This is a genomic window from Flaviramulus basaltis, from assembly GCF_900114265.1.
Classification (GTDB): domain Bacteria; phylum Bacteroidota; class Bacteroidia; order Flavobacteriales; family Flavobacteriaceae; genus Flaviramulus; species Flaviramulus basaltis.
Genome location: NZ_FPKV01000001.1, coordinates 588409 through 611842, shown reverse-complemented (window position 1 = coordinate 611842; position 23434 = coordinate 588409). Strand labels below are relative to the sequence as shown.

At 30.7% G+C, this 23434-nt stretch carries 15 protein-coding genes; 9 read left to right on the top strand and 6 right to left on the bottom strand.

What is annotated here, in order from left to right; all coding sequences use genetic code 11:
• Window positions 1-107: 107 nt before the first annotated feature.
• The gene (locus BT151_RS02800) at window positions 108-5168 is read left to right on the top strand and encodes a LamG-like jellyroll fold domain-containing protein (RefSeq protein WP_072400234.1); all 5061 of its coding nucleotides are present in this window, start codon (window positions 108-110) and stop codon (window positions 5166-5168) included.
• A gap of 387 nt (window positions 5169-5555) precedes the next feature.
• Window positions 5556-6464, top strand: coding sequence for a hypothetical protein (locus BT151_RS02795; protein ID WP_072400233.1), 909 nt, complete (start codon window positions 5556-5558; stop codon window positions 6462-6464).
• Window positions 6465-6526: 62 nt separating this feature from the next.
• Here BT151_RS02795 and BT151_RS02790 read toward each other — a convergent pair whose 3' ends face one another.
• Window positions 6527-6955, bottom strand: a complete 429-nt coding sequence (locus BT151_RS02790) for a PepSY-like domain-containing protein (protein WP_072400232.1) — start codon at window positions 6953-6955, stop codon at window positions 6527-6529.
• Window positions 6956-7131: 176 nt separating this feature from the next.
• Here BT151_RS02790 and ileS point away from each other — a divergent pair, with 176 nt between their 5' ends.
• The 5 genes from ileS to BT151_RS02765 all read left to right on the top strand — a co-directional run bounded on the left by ileS (window position 7132) and on the right by BT151_RS02765 (window position 15779).
• Complete coding sequence (ileS, locus tag BT151_RS02785) at window positions 7132-10536, top strand: isoleucine--tRNA ligase (protein ID WP_072400231.1); 3405 nt, start codon at window positions 7132-7134, stop codon at window positions 10534-10536.
• Between the two features lie 4 nt (window positions 10537-10540).
• A complete protein-coding gene (locus BT151_RS02780) occupies window positions 10541-10921 on the top strand; it encodes a TraR/DksA family transcriptional regulator (RefSeq protein ID WP_072400230.1) in 381 nt (126 codons plus the stop codon).
• Between the two features lie 107 nt (window positions 10922-11028).
• Window positions 11029-11664, top strand: a complete 636-nt coding sequence (locus BT151_RS02775; RefSeq protein ID WP_072400229.1) for a lipoprotein signal peptidase — start codon at window positions 11029-11031, stop codon at window positions 11662-11664.
• An 84-nt stretch (window positions 11665-11748) separates the two neighbouring features.
• Window positions 11749-13641 carry a hypothetical protein gene (locus tag BT151_RS02770; RefSeq protein WP_072400978.1) on the top strand — a complete coding sequence of 631 codons (1893 nt, stop codon included), beginning with the start codon at window positions 11749-11751 and terminating at the stop codon, window positions 13639-13641.
• 254 nt (window positions 13642-13895) lie between these two features.
• Window positions 13896-15779, top strand: coding sequence for a hypothetical protein (locus tag BT151_RS02765; RefSeq protein ID WP_072400228.1), 1884 nt, complete (start codon window positions 13896-13898; stop codon window positions 15777-15779).
• Window positions 15780-15782: 3 nt separating this feature from the next.
• Here the strand turns inward: BT151_RS02765 and BT151_RS02760 are convergent, their stop codons facing one another.
• From BT151_RS02760 to BT151_RS02740, 5 genes are all read right to left on the bottom strand, one after another.
• Window positions 15783-16346: a 5-formyltetrahydrofolate cyclo-ligase gene (locus BT151_RS02760; RefSeq protein ID WP_072400227.1), complete on the bottom strand. Its 564-nt coding sequence runs from the start codon at window positions 16344-16346 to the stop codon at window positions 15783-15785.
• A gap of 6 nt (window positions 16347-16352) precedes the next feature.
• Window positions 16353-17327, bottom strand: coding sequence for a succinylglutamate desuccinylase/aspartoacylase family protein (locus BT151_RS02755; RefSeq protein WP_072400226.1), 975 nt, complete (start codon window positions 17325-17327; stop codon window positions 16353-16355).
• Window positions 17328-18203 carry a 30S ribosomal protein S6--L-glutamate ligase gene (gene rimK, locus BT151_RS02750; RefSeq protein WP_072400225.1) on the bottom strand — a complete coding sequence of 292 codons (876 nt, stop codon included), beginning with the start codon at window positions 18201-18203 and terminating at the stop codon, window positions 17328-17330. It abuts the gene before it with no gap.
• A complete protein-coding gene (locus BT151_RS02745) occupies window positions 18181-18624 on the bottom strand; it encodes an ATP-dependent zinc protease family protein (protein WP_072400224.1) in 444 nt (147 codons plus the stop codon). The genes rimK and BT151_RS02745 overlap by 23 nt, the downstream gene beginning before the upstream one ends.
• Window positions 18625-18726: 102 nt before the next feature.
• Window positions 18727-19188, bottom strand: a complete 462-nt coding sequence (locus tag BT151_RS02740; protein WP_245794703.1) for a VOC family protein — start codon at window positions 19186-19188, stop codon at window positions 18727-18729.
• Between the two features lie 105 nt (window positions 19189-19293).
• Between BT151_RS02740 and uvrC the strand changes: the two genes are divergently transcribed.
• Both uvrC and BT151_RS02730 read left to right on the top strand, forming a co-directional pair.
• Window positions 19294-21087: an excinuclease ABC subunit UvrC gene (gene uvrC, locus BT151_RS02735; protein WP_072400222.1), complete on the top strand. Its 1794-nt coding sequence runs from the start codon at window positions 19294-19296 to the stop codon at window positions 21085-21087.
• A 15-nt stretch (window positions 21088-21102) separates the two neighbouring features.
• Entirely contained in the window at window positions 21103-23346 is a 2244-nt protein-coding gene (locus BT151_RS02730) for a patatin-like phospholipase family protein (RefSeq protein WP_245794701.1), read from the top strand.
• Window positions 23347-23434 lie beyond the last annotated feature (88 nt).

Genomic DNA, 23434 nt, shown 5'->3' with positions numbered 1-23434 from the left:
TGTAATTAATAATTAAACTTCCCTCAAAGTTTTTTAAATCTATTTTACTAAAATTTACGTTAGTATTATAAAAAGTTAAATGGTCCCAAACTATTAAATTTTAACCTATGAAAAGTACGTGTGCTATTCCATATTATGGAGTTTTATTGTTTTTTGTTTTTGAATTCTTATCAATTACAAGCCTTAACGCTCAGTATTGTGTTCCATCTAACATAAACACCTATAATACTAATTATATATCCAAAGTTAAATTTGGAAGTATTAACAATTCTAGTTCAGGAGTAACCGGAGGATATACATATTATTCCTCGATATCACCCATGGATGTTATAGCTGGGGAAACAATTAATGGTACAGTATCTGTAACTATTGATGGTTGGAATACAAATACAAGTGCAGTAGTTGTTTGGATGAATTTTAACACAAATGATAATGATGACTTTGAGGATAGTGGAGAAAAGTTTCTATTTACTTTCCAAGATAGTAAGAATAAAGGAGGTGATAAAAAAGTAAACGTACCAATAAGTATTCTAGTGCCAGAAACAGCACAGGCAGGAGATGCTAGAATGAGAATTGGTTTTATAGATGCTACTTCTGGGTTTACATCTTGTAATTATAATTACAAAACAGGAGAGGTAGAAGATTATAATATTAACTTTATATCAGAGGGAAGTTCAACTCCACAGCCAGATCTTGAAGATGGAGAACCTAGCTTTTGTGTTCCAATTAATATAGGTACTTATAATACTAATTATATATCTAATGTTGCATTTAAAAGTGTTAATAATTCTAGTTCAAAAGTAACAGGAAGTTATACTTCCTATTCCTCTTTACCCGAAATCGATATAAATGTTGGAGAAACAATTACAGGCGATGTTACAATAACATTAGATGGCTGGAATAATGAGGTTAATACTTTGGCAGTATGGATGAATTTTAATGAAGCTAGCGATGATGATTTTGAAGATATTGGTGAGCGATTTTTATTTACAGTAGTAGATAATAATAATACAAGTGGAAATAAAACGATAAACGTACCTATTACAATACCTGTGCCTAGTTCAGCTCAATCAGGAAGCTCTATTATGAGAGTTGGTTTTGTGTCTGGGAGTGACACTGATTTTACTTCGTGTGATTTCAAGTATAAGGCAGGGGAAATAGAAGATTATAAAATTGCTTTTTCTTCAGCTAAAAGTGCTAGTAGCATCGCATTAAGTCTAGACAATGATAGTGATGGAATTGATGATGATGTAGATTTAGATGATGATAATGATGGAATATTAGATGAACAAGAAGATAATATTCTAAGTTATGGTGGGTTTGAATTTTTACCGGTTCCAAACAATGGTAACAATCAAGGTGGGCAGGGTGTTAATTCATCTACCATTTTACCATGGGTTGTTATACCAGGAGGTTTAGGATCTGGAGGTACAGCTAATATCGTTCAGGTAAATGGGGATGTTTATAATTATGGAAATGGTGGTCCACCATTCGATGCCGATCCTAACACTAATTTTGTTGGTTTTAGCCAGCACTATCTTGATCTAAATGGTAATGCAGATGTTTACCAATCTTTTAAAATTACTTCAACAACAGATATAACTTATTCAGGTTATTTTTCTCCAAGAGATAATAGTAATTCAGCAACTGCCAAACTTGCAATTTATTCTGGAACTGGAAATAATAATACAGGAGCTACTTTAGTTACAGATACAGGAACAATAGCAATACCAGTTCAGAATGGCTCATCAAAAGCAACTCCTTGGACTTTGGTACAAGGCACAGTTACGTTAAGTCCAGGAATATATTCATTTGTTATTACAATGTCAGACTTTGGTAATTTTGATCAAGGATCTGTGAAAGCAACCAATTCTCATCTTGATAATGATGGAGATGGTATTGCAAATTTATTTGACCTTGATAGTGATAATGATGGCATTTTTGATGCTGATGAAGCTGGTCATGGACAGAGCAATACAAATGGAGTAGTAAGTAATGTTGTAGGGGCAGATGGTATTCCAGATGCTGTTCAAATCTCAGCAGATATTGGAACTGTTAATTATGTTGTTTCAGAAAGTTTAGAAGATTCAGATTTTGTTTTAAATTATTTGGATATAGACAGTGATGGTGATGGAATACCAGATAATGTGGAGGCTCAAAAAACAGATGGTTATATTGCGCCAAGTGGATACGGAGCATTAATGGCCGATTCTAATAATAATGGTATTGATGATAATTATGAATCTGTATTAAATACTATTGAAGATACAGACGGAGATGGAATCCCTGATTATTTAGATTTAGATTCAGATAATGATGGTGTTCCAGATATTGAAGAAAATGGAATGACAAATAGTTCTATAAATGTCGATGATGACAATGATGGATTATCAAATACTTTCGAAACTAATGGTAGCAACGATAGTGTTTGGGATGTTAATGAAGACATAGAAAACCCAATGGATTTATCGGTTTTGCCAGATACTGATAGAGATTTGTCATCTGGTGGAGATTTAGATTATAGAGATTCATTTAATATAAACCCTCCAGCAAATGCATCTATATATTTTGACGGCGGAGATGATTATTTAACAAGACCTTCTTTTATTAATGGATTAAATGATGTTACTGTTATGGCCTGGGTAAAGTCTGATTCTGGTAATTCAACAAACATGGTTATTCTAGGAGAAGATGTTGGATGTCAACTATCTCTAAATAATGGAAATAGACCTGCGTTCACAATTAAACCATTAGGGATGTCTATAAAACAAGCTGGTAATAGCCCTAGTATTACAATTAACTATGATGAGTGGCACCATTTAGCGGGTACATATTCAAGCGCAACAGGGTTAATCAGGTTATATGTTGATGGTGATTTAGTAGATACTTTTAATATTCTATTAGCAGGCGCTCCTATTGAATCTAGAAGTGATGCAAATAATACATTTGAAATTGGTAGATTTTCAAATTCACTAACAGACGACAAGTATTTTAAAGGAGATATAGATGAGGTTCGTGTTTTTGATATTGCTTTAACAGATAGTCAAATACAGAAAACGGTTTATCAAGAAATAGAAAATAATTTAGGTAATGTCAAAGGAACTATTGTAGCAAAGGATATTGAAGATACAGCAACAAATAATCCTGTATCTTGGGATAATTTAATAGCCTACTATCCTATGAAGGATATTTTGAAAAATATAACTTCAGATTATTCGAGTTACAATAGGACTATAAATTTAATGAATATAGAAGTTGTGGAAGAGCAAACAGCGCCACTACCATATGTTACAACAAATAGTGGTTCTTGGGTTAGTTCAAGTACTTGGTTATATGGCAATGTTTGGGATATTGGGAATACCGCAACCAATAAAGACTGGAGTATTGTGAAAATATCAAGTGATGTTACAGCGAGTCATGACATAATAACATCAGGATTAATAATAGATTCTGGGAATACGTTGACTATACAAGGTGATCATCTAGTTGAAAATAATTGGTATTTTGAATTGAATGGAACTTTAGATTTATTAGCAGATTCTCAATTAATACAAACTATTAACAGTGATTTAGTGACCTCTGCAGAAGGTGAGATTTTAAGGCGTCAAGAAGGCACAGCTAGTGCGTATTGGTATAACTATTGGGGTTCTCCAGTAGGTGTAAAAGGTGCAACAAGTTTAATAAATAATAATGCTACAACAAACAATATTAATAATTCAGATTTTAGTTTAAATATGCTAAAAGATGATTTAGGTCTTGATTTTCAATTTACATCAAACTTTACTGGTAATGGCAGTATTAGTACCTATTGGTTATATTCTTATATCAACGGCTTAACATATTGGGATTGGGCACAAATAAATACATCAGCAGGGTTAAGTCCAGGTGTAGGTTATACCCAAAAAGGAACAGGCATTCCAGCCTCAGAACAGCAATACATCTTTGAAGGTAAGCCTAATAATGGAACCATTTTAGTTAGTGTAAAGGATAAAGGTGGACTAGGATCTATTCCTAATGTTTCTAAAACAGAATTTCTTTTAGGGAACCCGTATGCATCAGCATTGAATATTCATAAATTTATAATTGATAACCAGGGTGTAATAGATGGTACTATACAACTATGGCAGCAATGGAGCGGAAGCTCACATAACCTTAATGAGTATAATGGTGGTTATGCACAAGTAAATTTGCTAAGCTATGTAAGAGCATATCAATTCGTGGGTATTGATGGTATAAATCTTGGCGCATTAGATGGCACCATTGTACCATCAAAATACCTTCCGGTTGGGCAAGGCTTTATTACAGAAATAATAGCAGATGGCAATGTAGAGTTTAATAATGATCAGCGAGTGTTTATAAAAGAAGCTGATGCTGATGGTAGCTTTTATAATGGTTCAGTATTTTCTAAATCTAGCAACAGTAAATCTTCAAAAGGAACAGCATCAAAAGAAAGCACAACTAATGAAGAAAAAGATAGCATGCAAAAAATCCGATTAGATTTTAGTTCTGTATCTGGACCAGCAACCAGACGCGAGTTAGTGTTAGGTTTTAGTGATTATACTAGTGATGCTTATGATTATGGTTATGATGCTCGATGTACAGAATCGAATAATAACGATATGAATTTGAATTTAAAAGGCGAGAATATGAACATGCAAGCTTATAGTGAAATCACAGCAGATAAAGCAGTGCCATTAAACTTCAAATCATCAGGGAATAACACTTTTGAGATTAGAATATCAGAATTAGATAATATTGCAGAAGATCAAGAGATTTACTTAAGAGATAATCTTACAGGGACTTATTTTGATTTAACACAAGAGACGGCTTATAGTTTCACTTCTGCACAAGGGAAGTTTAACGAGCGCTTTGAGATTGTTTTTCAATCTGAACAAAAAACATTGAGTACAGAAGAGTCACTAGCTACAGCAAACTATATGTACTATCAAAATACGACCAAAACTTTTTATGCTAAAAAATTAAACAGCGAGGTTAAGAACTTAGCGTTAATTAATATGCGAGGACAAAGGATAATGGAGTTAGAAAATGTGTCTACACAAAGTTTAGAGAATGGAATACGTTTTGATAATATGGCAACTGGTGCTTATGTGGTTTGTTTGCGAACGGCATCTAACGAAGTCTTAACAAAAAAGGTGATTATCAAATAAAAATAGTAGAAACAAATAAATTTTTAAAAAACCAGTGAAGTAACTTCACTGGTTTTTTTTGTTTTAAATGGCTAGTAAGTAAAATTTAATACTCTATAAGTACAATAGTATCCGTTTTTCTTTTATTATGTTTCATGTTTTTTTCGAACTCAATGTTGTTCAAATACAGATTAAAGGTATTAAATAACCGATTAAAAACATTTTTTATAGATTAAAAGTGAATAAAAATTATTTTTGAGATCTTTTTCTTATAAAAGTTTTAATTTTAACCCAAAATTAGAATACCATTTATATGATTAGCCCAAATTAATAATATATCTGAGTTCTTATTATTAGTTAATCCAAAATTTTTAAGATTTGAGAATAAAATGCCCCAAAACCTACAGCTTGACCTTCAGTATAATAATTTTACAATGTATACTAGCATTTAGTCTTAAAGCACAAGTAAATAACAAGTTAGGGGCAGTTAGCTCTTATCGGTCTATCGGAGACGAAATTGAGAGTAAAACTCAACAGAATAAAGAGTCATATCATTATAAAAGTACATCAAAAACCTCTTCTAAACCTATAGTGAGAAGAACAAACGGCTCTATTTTTCAAACAATTAGACTTGAATTTAATGGCATACAGGGATCGTTAGTAAAACGAGAATTATTACTAGGTTTTAGTGAGGATACAACTGATGATTATGATTATGGATATGATGCCCAGGTTAATGAAGCTTATGAAAATGATCTACATTTAGATTTAAAAGGCATGAATATGAGTATTCAAGCTTATGCAGCATTGGTACCAGAAAAAATAGTGCAACTAAAACATAATTCATCAGGAGAAAACACTTTTTCAATAAAAATAACAGAACTAGAAAATATTGATGAATCACAACCCATTTTTTTAAGAGACAAGATTACGGGTAGCTATTTCGATTTGTCGACTGGAGAAGCATACCAATTTATGTCAGACAAAGGTAGTTTTAATGACCGTTTTGAGCTGGCATTTCAACCAGAGACAAGTGTAGGAGCAAAAAGTTTAAGTACTAATGATGCTCAATATGATATGAAATATGTGTATTATCAAGCAAAAACAAAAAAGTTTCATGCAAAACAATTAAAAAGTATGGTGAAAAAATTAGTTTTGCTAAATATGCATGGGCAGAAAATACTAGAATATAATAATCTATCTAAAGATACATTAGAGGCAGGTATTTCTTTTAATAATTTAGTGGCAAATGCGTATGCTGTATTGATTCATACAGATAAAAATTTAGTTTTAACAAAGAAAATACTAGTTAATTAATATTAATAGAACTTTAAAACACATAAAAAGCCAAAACATTTGTTTTGGCTTTTTAATAAAATTTAGTTGATAATATCACCATTAGCTTTAAACTCTATATCTTTATTTTTTCCTTTTTGTTTAAACTCAACATCATAGAATACACCTTTTGAGTAATGGTCAACCTTTTCAATTTCGGTAATATCTCCATCAAAATTATTTTTAATTTTTTCTCTAATAGCTTTTGGTAAATTTTTTTTGTCAATACTAGTTTCAGTTTCAATCCAAGAGCCATCAGCATTAAAATCGGCTCTATATTTAATGCCATCTATTTTAAAATGCGACTCAAAATTTCCATGAGCATCTTTATGCCAATCGGGATCATTTTCACCTGGATATTTTTCTTGAAAAGTTTTTTTAACGGCTTCAGGAGCTTGACTACTTGCAGTTTGGTTGCAACTAAAAGCAAAAAACAATAGTGTTAAAGTGAAAAATTTATATATAGTTTTCATGTTAGAATGGCTTAATGAAATGAATAATAATACAAATATTGGAGTATTAAGTTGATTCTCTTGTCTGATACCCTAAAATTATTAACTCGTTTAAAATGTTCACTCTTTTCCTTTAAAACGGGGGATGTTTTTATCAAAATTCCTTAAATTCGCGAACTTAAAAGATTAACGAGTAAATGAGCGCGAAATTCCCTGAATATAAAGGACTTGACTTACCAAAAGTAGCAGATGAAATCTTAAACTATTGGCAGGAAAATAACATATTTGAAAAAAGTGTAACTACAAGAGAGGGTAGCGAGCCTTTTGTATTTTTTGAAGGACCGCCTTCTGCAAACGGGCTTCCAGGTGTACATCACGTTTTAGCACGTGCTATTAAAGATATTTTTCCGCGCTATAAAACCATGAAAGGTTACCAAGTAAAGCGTAAAGCTGGTTGGGATACTCATGGCTTACCTATTGAGTTGGGTGTTGAAAAAGAATTAGGAATTACTAAGGAAGATATTGGTAAAACCATTTCGGTTGAAGATTATAATGCCGCTTGCCGTAAAGCGGTAATGCGTTATACAGATGTTTGGAATGACCTTACTCAAAAAATGGGATATTGGGTAGATATGGACGATCCATACATCACCTACGAGCCTAAATACATGGAGTCTGTTTGGTGGTTGTTAAAACAGATTTATAATAAAAGTTTACTTTACAAAGGCTATACTATTCAACCATATTCGCCAAAAGCAGGTACAGGTTTAAGTTCTCACGAGTTAAATCAACCAGGAACGTATCAAGATGTAACAGATACTACCGTTGTAGCTCAGTTTAAAGCCATTGAAAATACACTTCCAAGTTTTTTACAAAATGAAGGAGATATTTACTTTTTAGCTTGGACAACGACACCTTGGACATTACCAAGTAATACAGCGTTAACCGTTGGGTCTAAAATCGATTATGTATTGGTTGAAACTTATAATCAATATACTTTTGAGCCAATCAACGTTATTTTAGCTAAGAAATTAGTTAACTATCAGTTTTCTGGGAAGTTTAATAAAGTTGAAGAAAAATCAGAATTATTAGCATATAAATCTGGAGATAAAAAAATTCCGTTTTTTGTTGTAAAAGAATTTATAGGTAAAGATTTAGTTGGAATAAAATATGAACAACTTTTACAATATGCCTTACCAAACGATAATCCAGAAGATGCTTTTAGAGTTATTTCTGGAGATTTTGTAACAACTGAAGACGGTACGGGAATAGTACATACAGCACCAACTTTTGGAGCAGATGATGCTTTGGTTGCAAAACAAGCAATACCAGAAATACCACCAATGTTGGTAAAAGATGAGAATGGAAACTTGGTTCCATTGGTAGATTTACAAGGTAAATTTCGTCCAGAAATGGGAGAATATGCTGGTAAATATGTAAAGAATGAATACTATAATGATGGTGAAGCACCAGAACGTTCTATAGATGTAGAACTAGCCATTAAATTAAAAGAAGAAAACAAAGCCTTTAAGGTTGAAAAATATAAACACAGTTATCCAAATTGTTGGAGAACAGATAAGCCAATTTTATACTACCCATTAGATTCTTGGTTCATTAAAGTAACAGATGTTAAAGACAGAATGTTCGAGCTTAATGAAACCATTAATTGGAAACCAAAATCTACAGGAACTGGTCGTTTTGGTAATTGGTTAGCTAATGCAAACGATTGGAATTTATCGCGTTCTCGTTATTGGGGTATTCCATTGCCAATTTGGAGAACTGAAGATGGTAAAGAAGAAATTTGTGTAGGCTCGGTTGAAGAATTAAAAGCTGAAATGCAAAAAGCTGTTCAAGCAGGTGTTTTGGCAGAAGATATTTTTGCAGAATTTGAAGTTGGAAACAATTCAGAAGAAAACTATGCTAAAATCGACTTACATAAAAACATTGTTGACGATATTATATTAGTATCTCCTTCAGGGCAAAAAATGTTCCGCGAAAGCGATTTAATTGATGTTTGGTTCGATTCTGGTTCTATGCCTTATGCACAATGGCATTACCCGTTTGAGAATAAAGAAAAAATTGATAATCATGAGTCTTATCCAGCCGATTTTATCGCAGAAGGTGTAGACCAAACACGTGGATGGTTTTATACACTTCATGCTATTGGAACAATGGTTTTTGATTCTGTAGCATATAAAAATGTAGTGTCTAACGGATTGGTATTGGATAAAAACGGACAAAAAATGTCTAAACGTCTAGGAAATGCTGTTGATCCTTTTGAAACCTTAGGAAATTATGGTGCTGATGCGACACGCTGGTACATGATTAGTAATGCAAATCCATGGGATAATTTAAAATTCGATTTAGAAGGCATAGAAGAAGTAAAACGTAAATTCTTCGGAACACTTTACAATACCTATTCATTTTTTAGTTTATATACTAATTTAGATAAATTTAGTTATGCTGAAGCAGATATACCTTTAGCAGAACGACCAGAATTAGACCGTTGGATACTTTCAGAATTACACACTTTAATTCAGAAAGTTGATACTTTTTATGCCGATTATGAGCCTACTAAAGCAGCGCGAGCTATTTCAGATTTCACACAAGACTACGTGAGTAACTGGTTTGTGCGTTTAAGTAGAAGACGTTTTTGGAAAGGCGATTACCAACAAGATAAAATTTCGGCATACCAAACACTTTATACGTGTATGTTAACAATTGCTAAGTTGGGAGCGCCAATTGCACCGTTTTTTATGGATAAATTGTATTTAGATTTAAATGCAGTTACCAAAAAAGAAGATTTTGAAAGTGTACATTTAGCAAATTTCCCTGTTTTTGACGAAAATTTTGTTGATAAGTCTCTTGAACGCAAAATGGAAAGTGCGCAAACAATATCATCTTTAGTTTTATCGTTACGTGCTAAAGAAAAGATAAAAGTGCGTCAACCGCTTCAAAAAATTATGATTCCTGTTGATAGTAAACAACAAAAAGAAGAAATTTTAGCGGTTTCAGACCTTATAAAACATGAGGTTAACATAAAAGAGGTGGAACTTTTAGAGGATGCTTCAGATATTTTAGTAAAACAAATAAAACCAAATTTTAAAGCGCTCGGTCCCCGTTTTGGAAAAGATATGAAAGCCATTGCCAATGTTGTAATTAACTTTACAGCAGAAGATATTAACAAAATAGAGCAAAATGGCAATTTAGTCGTTGAAGTGAACGGAAAAAATATTACTTTAGAACGCGAAGATGTAGAAATTACATCACAAGATATTGAGGGATGGCTTGTTGCAAATGAAGGTGCTTTAACCGTAGCTTTAGATGTAACTATTACTGATGATTTACGAAAAGAAGGAATAGCCCGTGAGTTAATTAATCGTATTCAAAATTTACGTAAAGATTCAGGGTTTGAAGTAACAGATAGAATTAATGTTACCCTTCAAAAAGATGAACATATTGTAAATGCAGTAGATGCTAATTTGACTTATATCAAATCGGAAACATTAACAAACGAACTTGAAATTATTGATAAACTAGACAATGGTATAGAAATTGCTTTTGATGATGTAAATACCAAATTGTTTATACAAAAACATTGAAATTATGGCTATTGAAAATACAGTAAGATTCTCAGATAAAGATTTAGGAGAATTTAAAGAGCTTATTCAAGATAAAATAAAAAAAGCACAACACGATTTAGAGCTTATTAAAAGCGCCTATATGAACGACCATAATAATGGTACAGATGATACCTCACCAACGTTTAAAGCGTTTGATGAAGGTAGTGAGGTAATGAGCAAAGAGTCTAACTCTGCTTTAGCTATCCGCCAAGAAAAATTTATCCGTGATTTAAAAAACGCTTTAATCAGAATTGAAAACAAAACTTATGGCATTTGTCGTGTAACAGGAAAGCTAATAAACAAAGAACGTTTAAAGCTTGTGCCACATGCAACCTTAAGTATTGAAGCAAAAAATATGCAATAATATTTATTAATTATATATTTGAAACGTCTCGATTTAAAACGAGGCGTTTTTTATTTGTTATTCCTGCAAATTCTGGAATCGAAAATAATCTTGAAGTATACTTTTAAATGTCATTAAAAAAATCCATAATCCTTATCGTTCTAATTTTGCTAATTGATCAGATTAGTAAAATTTATATCAAAACCCATTTTGCACTTCATGAAAGTATAAGTGTTTTTAGTTGGTTTAAAATATACTTTATTGAGAATGATGGTATGGCTTGGGGTACAAAAATCAGTGATTTTGTGTCTTTTATATCAGATAGAACAGCAAAAGTAGTACTAACTTTATTTAGAGTGGTTGCTATTTTTGGTATTGGGTATTGGCTTTATGATACTACAAAAAAGCAAAGTTCTAAAGTGTTAATTATTGCCATTGCATTAATATTTGCGGGTGCTTTAGGTAATATTATTGACTCTGTATTTTATGGTATTTTGTTTGAAGATAGCGCAAACCAAGTAGCTACCTTTTTACCACATACAGGTGGTTATGATGGTTTATTACACGGTAAGGTTGTAGATATGCTGTATTTCCCTTTATTTGAAATAGACTTGCCTCAGTGGTTTCCTTTATATGGTGGCAAGCGTTTTAATTTCTTCGAACCTGTATTTAATGTAGCTGATATGGCAATTAGTACGGGGTTTATAATGCTTATAGTGTTTAATAAAAAAGCTTTTTCTAAAAAAGAGGAAAGCATAAATTAAACTAAGTATAAGTAAGTATTTTCTACTTTAATAGTATTTGCTATATTTAAGTTTTTGGAAGACATTAACTTAAACCCTCAATTAATGAAAGGTAAATTTCTATTCTTAATTTCATTCTTATTCTTCGTTTCAAACATAACTTTTTCTCAAAATACTTTTGATATAATTTTTCCGCGGAATGATAGAGAACAAAAATGTCAGCAATGTTTTCAAATATTTAACCAAAAACCAAAAGAAGTTCAATTTTCAATTAAGCGAGAAAAAGACAACCTTTATTTTGAAGTAAACGATAAAAAATGGTTCAATTTATTGTTTAAAAATGCAGGAGATGGTATTGCTGTTGACGTTGTTGTGAAAGATAGATATTCTTGTGAATATGAATATGTTAATGATACACAAATTAGAGGGTTACTATTAAAGCCTGTTTATTCACAGAAGCTAAAAAGTGGATTAAAACCTAACGGAGAAAATATATACAGAGTACATGTTGGCAGAGTTCCAGAAGCTTTTTTGAATGACGAATTAGAATACAATATTCTATTCTTAAGCAATAAGAATTTATGTAATTATTATGTTATTTATGACTTAGAATCTTACCCATGGGATTTGTTAGATATGGGGATGTATTTAGACTCTTTAACTTATGATGCAAAACAAATAAAAGTATCAGCGAAAGAAGGATACATATTAAAAAACAAAACTTTAAAATTCAAAATACCCTTTAAAAAAAATAAAGCAGAATACTCTCAGGAGGATATAAAACCTATTTACGATTCTTTAAGATTAACCGATTTTAATATAAAAGCAATAAATATAAGAGCCTATTCATCTATTGAAGGCCGTTTAGAGCGTAATATTGAGTTGCAAGAACAACGCGCAAATAGTATAGTTAAAGCATTACAAGCCTTTCAAAAACCAACTATAAGAACTAGTATTTCATCTTCCGAAAATTGGGTAGAATTTTTAAATGATATTAACGGGACTAAATATGAAAGTTTAGCAGAATTAAGTAAAGAGGAAGTTAAAGCAAAACTTGTAGGGGATCTTTCCAATGAAATAGAACCAATTTTAACGAAGCATAGAAAAGCCGTTTTAGAATTAGAATTAGAAAAGAAAGATAAGTACAAAAGTATGTCTGCAGATGAGTTATTAACTAAGTTTAATTCAGCAATAGGAGAAGAAAATCTAAAAGAAGCAAGAGAAATACAAAATTCAATTTTTGAAAAACTTAAAGAAAAAGAGGTTTCTCCAGATTTTTTAAGAAAAATGCAAATACCAAAACAAGTAAAGTTTGCAAAAATATTTAACAAGAACTCTGCTTATAGATATATGTTAAATATTAGAGATGGTTTAATTGTTTATAATGCATTATTAGATTTAGAAAAATTAGTACCTAAAGATGGAGAGGTGAAGTATAATATAGCTGCTATAAAAATAAAACTTTGGCGTTTTAATGCTATTGATGTTGATGAAACAAAATTAAAAAACGAAATAAATGCTTTGAAAAACTATGGTATTGAGGCCTCACTTATTTCAAGAATGATGGTGAATTTTCATGTTATTAAAGCCGAAAATTTAATGCGAAAAAGAGATTATGTTAATAAAGACAAGTCGGTTTCATACATTAACAATAATTATAAAGAATTTCCATTATCAGATTACGATTATTTAAGCTTAGCTCAATTTTTTAGCTATTATGCAAACCCAAGCTTTTCTGTAAAACTTTTAGAAAATAAAGCTAAAAGTATAGATATTGATGAAGATTTATTATTCTACTATTTAAATTTAACTCTAGTTAATAGAAATTTAACTCACGATTCTAATTACAGAATAATTATGCTAAATGCTATTAATATGAATAAAGAGCGCTATTGTAAATTATTCAATTCAATTGAAAAAGGAGGCGTAACATTTCAGCTATTAGAAGATGCGTATTTAAGAGAAACGTACTGTGAAAGTTGTAATACTGAGCAGTAAATTAAAACCAGACTAAACAAATTTAATAAGCCTTTTAGTGGCTTCCTTTTTTATGGAGGCAAATATTTTAGTTTTTTCAGATTCATTTTAATATTATCTATATAGCTATAGGTAAGGGATTTAATGCATTAATTAAGAAGGTGTTATTCAATGAATAGTGATTTAAAAATAAGTACTTCTACGTATTTATTACCTCAATAATTTTTGTTATTTTTATATATCAACTAAACCATAATTTAATGTCTCTCAATTAAATGAAAGATAAATCCCTCTTTATAATTTTATTTATTCTCTTTTCGGTTAAAATTGTTTCTTCTCAAAGCACTTACGATATTGTTTTCTCAGATAGTGATAGAAAACAAAATTGTAAAGAATGCTTAAAAACGTATAGCAAAAAACCTGTTGAAGTAAAGTTTTCAATTATAAGACAAAATAAAACGCTTTATTTTGAAATAAATGATAAGCATTGGTTTGATTTATTGTTTCAAAATCAAGATGATGGACTGGCTATTGATATCGTTTCAAAAGATAGATATGATTGTAAATTAGAAGAAATTGAGAAAACTCAAATAAAGGGTTATTTACTTAAACCAATTTATTCTGAAGCATTAAAAAAAGGATTAAAAAGTAAAGGTGATAATATCTACAGTGTAAACGTTGGTGAAGTTCCTGTTAGTTTGCTTAACAAAGATTTGGAATATAACATTTTATTTCTTGGTAATAAAAACTTGTGCCTTTATAACGTGCTATATGATTTAGATTCTTATGAATCAGATTTGTTGGATATGGGTATGTATTTAGACTCCTTAACTTATAGTACAAAAAAAATAAAATCTATCAAAAATGAAGGTGATTTTATAAGGCGTAAAACCTTGAAGTTTGTAATCCCTTTTAAAAAGAATAAATCTGAGTATTCTCAGGCTGATATAAAACCAATTTATGATTCTCTAAAATTAACAGATTTTAATATTAAAGCTATAAATATTAAAGCCTATTCTTCTATAGAAGGGATTGAAAGTAGGAACATAGAATTGCAAAAGCTACGAGGTAAAAGTATTGTAGCCGCTTTACAATCTTTTCAAAAGCCAACAATTGAGACTAATGTTTCTAGTTTAGAGAACTGGGTAGAATTGTTTAATGATATTGAAAATACGCCATATAAATACTTGTCATTACTAACTAAAAATGAAATTAAAGAAAAAATAGCAGGAAGTATATCTAAGCAAATGGAGCCTATTTTTAAAAACCACAGAAAAGCTGTTGTAGAATTAGAACTAGTTAAAAAGGATAAGTATAGCAGTGAAATGGCAGATGTGCTTTTAAAGCGATTTAACTCGGCAATAGAGGTTTATAATTTAGAAAACGCTAAAGAAATTCAAAACTCAATTTTCGAAAAGCTTAAGTTCGAGGAAACATCTTTACATATTTTGCAAAAAATGGAGATACCTAAAAAGGAAATATTTGCTAAAATAATGAACAAAAATGCTGCTTTTAGGTATATGTTAGATGAAAGGCAAGCATTAGTGTCATATAATGAGTTATTAGAAATTGAAAAGCTTGTACCAAAAGCTGGAGAGATTAAATACAATTTAGTAGCTGTAAAAATTAAGCTTTGGAGTTCTAATGCTATAGATATAGATGATGTTGAATTATTAAGAGAGATTAATTTGTTAAAAAAATATGACATAGATAAATCTTTGATTTTAAAAATGATTGTAAATTTTCACATGATTATTTGTGAAAAATTTATGAAAAACAGAGATTTTGATAATAAAGATAAATCGGTCGAATTAATAAATAAAAGTTATAAAAAGTTAACTTTAACTGATTACGATTATTTAAGCTTGGCTCAGTTTTTTAGTTACTATAGTAATGATAAGTTAGCAATAGACTTGCTTGAAAGTAAAGCAAGGAGCATTGATATTGATGAAGATTTGTTATTTTATTATTTGAACTTAACAATTATTAACAAACAACTTACAAAAGATCCTAATTACAGAACAGTGATGCTTAATGCCATTAACGTGAATGCGGAGCGTTTTTGTAAGTTATTTAATTATATAGATGCTGGTGGAGTAACTTTTCAGCTATTGGAAGATGAGTATTTACGGGAAACGTATTGTGAAAGCTGCCAATAATAATTAAAACTCATAAACTTTTTTAGGTGTTACACAATAATCCAATTTCACATCACTTTCAATAGTATCTAAAATAATATTTTCAGCTTCAAAAAAAGAAAGGCCTATTTTAATAGTTTCGGTATTACATTTAGATAAAAAACGGTCGTAAAACCCTTTACCATAACCAACACGATTACCTTGCTTGTCAAATGCCAAAAGGGGAATAAAAACAACTTCAATTTTATCATCAGTAATCTCAATACCATCAATAGGTTCAGGAATATTATACGTATTTTTTTTAATAACGGTATTGTCGGTTAATAGATAATGAATCATATCACCGGTTTCAAAATCACTTTTAGAAATAAGAATATTTTTGTCTTTTCCCGATAAAATATTCAAAATATAATCGGTATTAACCTCATTGTGTTCTTCTATGGAAAGGAAAATATGATAAAAAGAATAATCCCAAACAGGAAGTTTTAAAAGCTGGTTAGAAATAGCTAAACTAAAATCTTCAATTTGATTTTGAGACAGTTTATTACGAAGGTTTTTATATGTTTTTCGTAATTCAGTTTTTGTCATTGCAAATTACTTTTTAAGTTTTGTGGAAATGTGAAACAGCGCATCACCTTGATAAACAATAGGCGATTCATTCAAATTGATAATATAACCAGAATTTTGTGCTTTTACAGCAAAATTTAGTTTCCCGTAAGGATCTGTAATATTACCTAAAACATCTCCTTTTTTTACTGCTGTTCCTATTAAAGTTGAGGCTTTAAACATACCCGAAAAGTTAGCCCGAATCCATTTGCTTTCATTTATAAAAACACATTCTTTTTTTGGTGCAGATGCTTTAAATTTAGTGGACAACATGTTTAAGTGATTCAAAATACGTTTAGAACCATTAACGCCAGAATTTGTTACAGCTTCGTCTATATGAAAAGACTTTCCACCTTCAAAAAGCAATAAAGGTTTACCTAATTTAAAACATGAAGATCTAAACGATTTTGATAAATTTTTAGAATATAAAACAAAGGGTGCCCCAAAGGCTTTAGCTAAATCATTTAGTTTAATGTTGTCTTTTGAATAGCGTAATTGAGGTGCGTTAAATCTGCCAGAACCACCTGTATGAAAATCAATAATAAAATCTACATTAGGTATAATATCTTGCATTAATTTATAGGCAACCCTGCCGGCTAAAGACCCCGTAGGACTTCCAGGAAAAACTCGATTTAAATCACGACCATCTGGAAACTCTCGTTTTAAATTTATAAATCCAAAAACATTAATAACGGGCATGCAAATAATAGTACCACATTTGGGTTTGTTTATGCCTTTTGCAATAAGTTGTCTAACAATTTCAACACCATTAACTTCATCACCATGAATACCCGCAGTAAATAAAACTGTTGGTCCAGGTCTTTTTGAACGTTCTATAATTACAGGAACATTTACAGAAGATGAGGTATGCAAATTCGCCACATCAAAATTAACTTCTTTACTTTCTCCTAATTTTATTTGCTCACCTAAAATGGTTAGAATGTTATTTTTTGTTTCTGGCATTTATTGTGTGTTGCGTTCAATATAACTAATGATACTTTTAGCAATATTACGACCAGTAGCGCCCTCAATACCTTCTAAACCAGGAGTTGAATTCACCTCTAAAAGCAAAGGCCCTCTTGCAGATTGTAACATATCTACCCCACAAACAGGAAGTTTTAATGCTTTAGATGCGTTCATTGCTAGCTTAAGTTCATCATGATCTAGTTTTATAATATTAGCAGAACCACCACGGTGTAAATTAGAACGAAATTCGCCTTCCTTACCTTGGCGTTTCATGGCACCAACTACTTGACCATCTACAACTAAAGCCCTAAGGTCTGCACCTTTGGCTTCTTTAATGAATTCTTGAACAATAACACGAGCTTGTAAACCATTAAAGGCTTCTAAAACCGATTCTGCTGCATTTTTTGTTTCAGCTAAAACAACACCTAAACCTTGTGTGCCTTCTAATAGTTTAATAATAACAGGGGTTCCGCCTACATGTTCTATAACCTCTTCAACATCTCTTGAGTAGTTAGTAAAAACTGTTTTTGGCATGCCAATCCCCGCTTTACTTAAACGCTGTAAACTACGCAGTTTATCTCTGGAACGTTGAATAGCATCTGATGTTACAATGGTAAAAACACCCATCATTTCAAATTGTCTTACCACAGCGCAACCGTAAAAAGTTACAGACGCACCAATTCTAGGAATAATAGCATCAACATAGTCTAAATATCTATCTTTATAATAAATAGTAGGCTTTTCTTTTTCGATTATAATATCACATTTTAATGGATCTATAACCTCTACTTTATGTCCTTTTTTTTCACCTTCTTCAATAAGGCGTTCTGTCGAGTATAATTCTCGATTTCTAGATAGAATTACTATGTTCATTGTTTTTTTTATAAAAAGAAACGTTTTCTAAATCTACGTCTACTATAAATTTTTGTTTTAAAAACTGCCTGCCAATTAGAACAGGAAACCTCATGTCGTCTCTAGTGCTTAAAGTTAAGTTAATCTTGTATGTTTTTCCAAAAAATATAACTTCAGATTTCACTTTATATCTGTTTTCTCTGTATCCGTTACTGCTTTTTACGTTTGTGTTTGTATACGTGTCAAAAAAAATTTCGGTTTTGCCAAAGTTTTGGTGAACATCACTATTAAAAACACAACGTAGCCCATTGTTTTCTTCAATAATTTCAGAACAATGAATAGCAGATGTATAAGCACCTGTATCAATTTTCACATTTATATTGAATAAACCTAGTTTTGGGAAGTCAATTTTATCAACCCTACCAATTGTTTTTTTACTCATTTGTTATTTTAAAAAGAGGCGCAAGGTAGGAAATTAAAAGATTAATTATGTAGAAATTAGCTTATAAAAACTTATGGTAATCTCCTTTAAATTAAAGGATTTTTAAGCTTTTTGCTTCACGCTATTTACTTCTATCCAATAACCATCTGGATCTTGTACATAAACTTGTTTAACACCATCAGCTCTTATAGTTATTTTTTGTTCTTCTCCTGCCCAACTAGAATAATTAATATTCATTGATGTTAATCTTTTAATAAAAGTATCAAAGCTTGATGTAGTAACGGCAAAATGTACAGCTTTGTTGAGCTTAATTTCGCCTGCAACTATGGAAATTAAATGAAGTTCTTTATTATCTCCTAACGAAAACCATCGAATACCATCAACCTTTGTTTTGTTAGTGATTTCATTTAAATTTAAAATAGAATTATAAAATTCTGCAGCAACATCAACATCATTTACCGATAGTGCCAAGTGATCAAAACTCATAGAAAAATCTAGATTTTCTTGTGCATTTATAAATTTCGAAAACATTACGAGTACAAAAAGAAGGATTAATTTTTTCATTTTATTTTTTAAAAAGATGTTAAATATGAATAACTTATGTGCAAGGTACTAAAATAAGGAAAGCGAATTTTTACAATATCTAGAATTTAATATACCTTTGGTTTAATGGATATTCCTGCTTTAGAAATACAATTACAAACCTTACCAAATCAACCTGGCGTTTATCAATACTTCGATAAAGAGGGTACTATTATTTACGTTGGAAAAGCTAAGAATTTAAAAAAACGAGTAAGTTCTTATTTTACCAAAACCCATGATAATGGTAAAACCCGAGTGCTAGTAAAAAAAATTGCAAGCATAAGACATATAGTTGTTGAAACAGAAACAGATGCTTTATTGTTAGAAAACAACTTAATAAAAAAACACAAACCACGATATAATGTATTGTTGAAGGACGATAAATCGTATCCTTGGATTTGTATAAAAAACGAACGTTTTCCAAGAGTTTTTTCTACTAGACGTGTATTTAAAAATGGCGGTGATTATTACGGGCCATATACTAGTATGAAAACCGTTTCAACGCTATTAAGTCTAATAAAAGGGCTGTATTCTTTACGAACTTGTAATTATGATTTAGCTGAAGAAAAAATACAAGCGGGAAAATATAAAGTATGTTTAGAGTACCATTTAGGAAATTGCAAAGGTCCTTGTGAAGGATTAGAAACTGAAGCGGAATACATCGATAATATTAAGGCTATAAAAGAAATTTTAAAAGGAAATTTTAAAGATTCGCTATCTCAGTTTAAAAAGCAAATGAGAGACTTAGCAGATGATATGCAGTATGAAGAAGCGCAAAAGATAAAGGAAAAAGTAGAAGTTTTAGAAAATTACCAAGCAAAATCTACCATTGTAAATCCTAAAATCAGCAATGTTGATGTGTTTTCTATAATGAGTGACGAAAGTTATGGTTATATTAATTTTTTACAATTGTCTTACGGTTCTATAATTCGTTCACATACCTTAGAAATAAAAAAGAAATTGGATGAAACTGATAAGGAATTATTAGAATTAGCTATAACCGAAATTAGGCAACGTTTTAATTCCAATTCAAAAGAAATTTATGTGCCTTTTAAGGTAGATTTAGGTGAAAATATTAAAGTTACTGTGCCACAATTAGGTGATAAAAAACACATTTTAGATTTATCGCTTAGAAACGCGAAGTATTTTAGAATGGAGCGTTTTAAACAGATAAAAATAGTTGATCCAGACAGGCATGTAAACAGAATTATGGCACAAATGAAAGCCGATTTAAGACTTTCTGAAGAACCAAGACATATTGAGTGTTTTGATAATTCTAATATTCAAGGAACAAACCCAGTTGCAGCTTGTGTAGTGTTTAAAAATGGAAAACCTAGCAAAAAAGATTACAGACATTTTAATATAAAAACCGTTGAAGGTCCAGACGATTTTGCCTCAATGGAAGAGGTCGTATATCGTAGATACAAACGTTTGGTTGAAGAAGAACAGCCATTGCCACAGCTTATTATAATTGATGGCGGAAAAGGGCAATTATCATCTGCGTTAAAAAGTTTAGATGCTTTAAATTTAAGAGGGAAAATAGCGATTATTGGAATAGCAAAACGTTTAGAAGAATTATTCTACCCAAACGATCCAATTCCCTTATATTTAGATAAAAAAAGCGAAACCTTAAAAATTATACAGCAGTTGCGTAATGAAGCGCATCGTTTTGGTATTGAACATCATCGAAATAGACGAAGTAAAAGTGCGTTAAATACAGAGCTTGAAACCATACAAGGTGTGGGAGAAAAAACCATTGTAGAATTGCTAAAGCATTTTAAATCTGCAAAACGTGTTGCCAATGCTAAGTTAGATGAGTTGGAAGCTGTTGTAGGTGTTTCACGAGCAGAGAAAGTTTATAATTTTTATCATGATAAATAGTTTATAATAATCAATTTGAATTTTAAAACCATCATATTAACTTTATGCTTAGTGGTTTCTCTTTCCGCGAAAGCGCAAAATGAAACACAAGAAAAACATACGCCAAAAGTAGGATTAGTTTTAAGTGGCGGTGGCGCAAAGGGTTTGGCACATATTGGTGTTTTAAAAGTTATAGATAGTTTAGGCGTAAAAGTAGATTATGTCGCAGGAACTAGTATGGGCGCTATAATTGGCGCATTATATGCATCTGGTTATTCTGGAAATCAGCTAGATTCTATTTTCCAAGGAGTAGATTTTGATAATATTATTAATGATGAGTTACCAAGAACTTCTACAGCTTTTGATCAACGTGATAACATGGAGAAATATGCTGTGAAATTGCCATTTGATAATTATAAAGTAAAGTTACCATCAGCACTTTCAAGAGGAAATAACACTTATAGTTTATTCTTAAAATTAACGCTACATGTTAACCAAGTAAAAGATTTTAGTGAATTACCCATTCCTTTTTTTTGTATTGCAACTAATATAGAAACGGGAAAACAAGTTGTTTTAGATAAAGGTAATTTAACACAATCTATGATGGCAAGTGGGGCCTTACCATCATTATTTCAGCCGGTTGTTATTAATGGAGATATTTTAATTGACGGGGGAGTTGTGAATAACTATCCTATTGATGAGTTACGTGCTAAAGGCGTGGATATTATTATTGGTGTTGATGTTCAAGATGGATTATCTAATCGTGAAGAATTAACATCAGCCACAGATGTTTTGTTTCAAATTAACAACTTCAGGACAATCAACGATATGAAAATAAAAGTTGAAAAAACTGATGTTTACATTAAGCCAAATATAAAGCCATACAGCGTTGTTTCATTTAATGAAGGAACCAAAATTATAGAAGCAGGCAAAATTGCTGCATTATCTAAACTGAATATTTTTAGAAAATTAGCATCATATGATGAATACGATGTTAAGCCAAAAATAAGACCACAGCCTATAGATAGCTTAGTTATTAATGAGATATCTGTTGAGGGGAATGAAAAATATACAAGAGCTTATATTTTAGGAAAACTTAAATTAAAAAACGATGAAAAAATAAGTTATGATGATTTTAATAAAGGCATTAATAATCTTGTAGCTACAAATAATTTCAAATCTTTTGAATACCAATTAAAAAACACAAAGGATAAAGAAGGTTATGATCTTATTGCTAATTTAAAAGAATCTCAAATAAATACATTTTTAAAATTAGGAGTACATTATGACGATTTATATAAAAGTGCAGCACTTTTAAACATAACAAAAAAAAGGGTGTTATTTAATAATGATTTGGCTTCTTTAGATTTAATTTTGGGTGATAATGTGCGATATAATTTCGAGTATTTAATTGATAAAGGCTTTTATTGGAGTATAGGATTAAATTCTAGATACAATCAATTTAATAGAAATATTAATGCACAACTGTTGTTAGATGATGACCAAATAGCAACCAATGGATTAAATAAAATTGATGCAAAACTTAAAGATCAAACCAATCAGTTTTATCTACAAACCTTATTTAGAAGAGATTTTGCATTAAGTATTGGAGCAGAGCATAAAAGGTTAGAAGTGAAATCTGAAACAATTTCAGGAAATAATCCTGAAGATGAGTTTTTCTTTGAAAAAACAGATTATTTAAGTCTTTTTGGTAATTTAAGACTAGATACTTACGATAATAAATACTTCCCAACGAAAGGAGTTTACTTTAATAGCGATTTACACATGTATTTGTACGCTTCAAATTTTAATAAAGACTTTGAAAATTTTTCAATAGCAAAAGCAGATATAGGTTACGCTTTCAGTCTTTTAGACAAGCTAGCTTTTAATTTACAAGCTCATGGAGGTTTTAAAATTGGCGAAGATACTACCAGAACATTAGATTTTGCATTAGGAGGTTATGGAAATAATTTGATTAATAATTTTGTGCCATTTGTTGGGTACGATTTTATTTCGCTCACAGGAAACAGCTATGTTAAAGCATCAATTACAGCCGATTATGAAATTTATAAAAACCAACACATTACTGCAGAAGCGAATTGGGCTAACATAGAAGACAATATTTTTGATACAGGCGAATGGTTTACATTACCGGACTATAGAGGATATGCTTTAGGTTATGCAATAGATACGTTTATAGGTCCTATACAAGCAAAATATAGTTATTCACCAGAGCAAAAACAAAGCACATGGTTTTTTAATATTGGGTTTTGGTTTTAGTAAAATACTGTTAATATAAATGTCTTTTTGCGTTCTCTTAAATTAATTACGATATTTGTAAGACTATGAAACTTTTTTGGGAAGACTT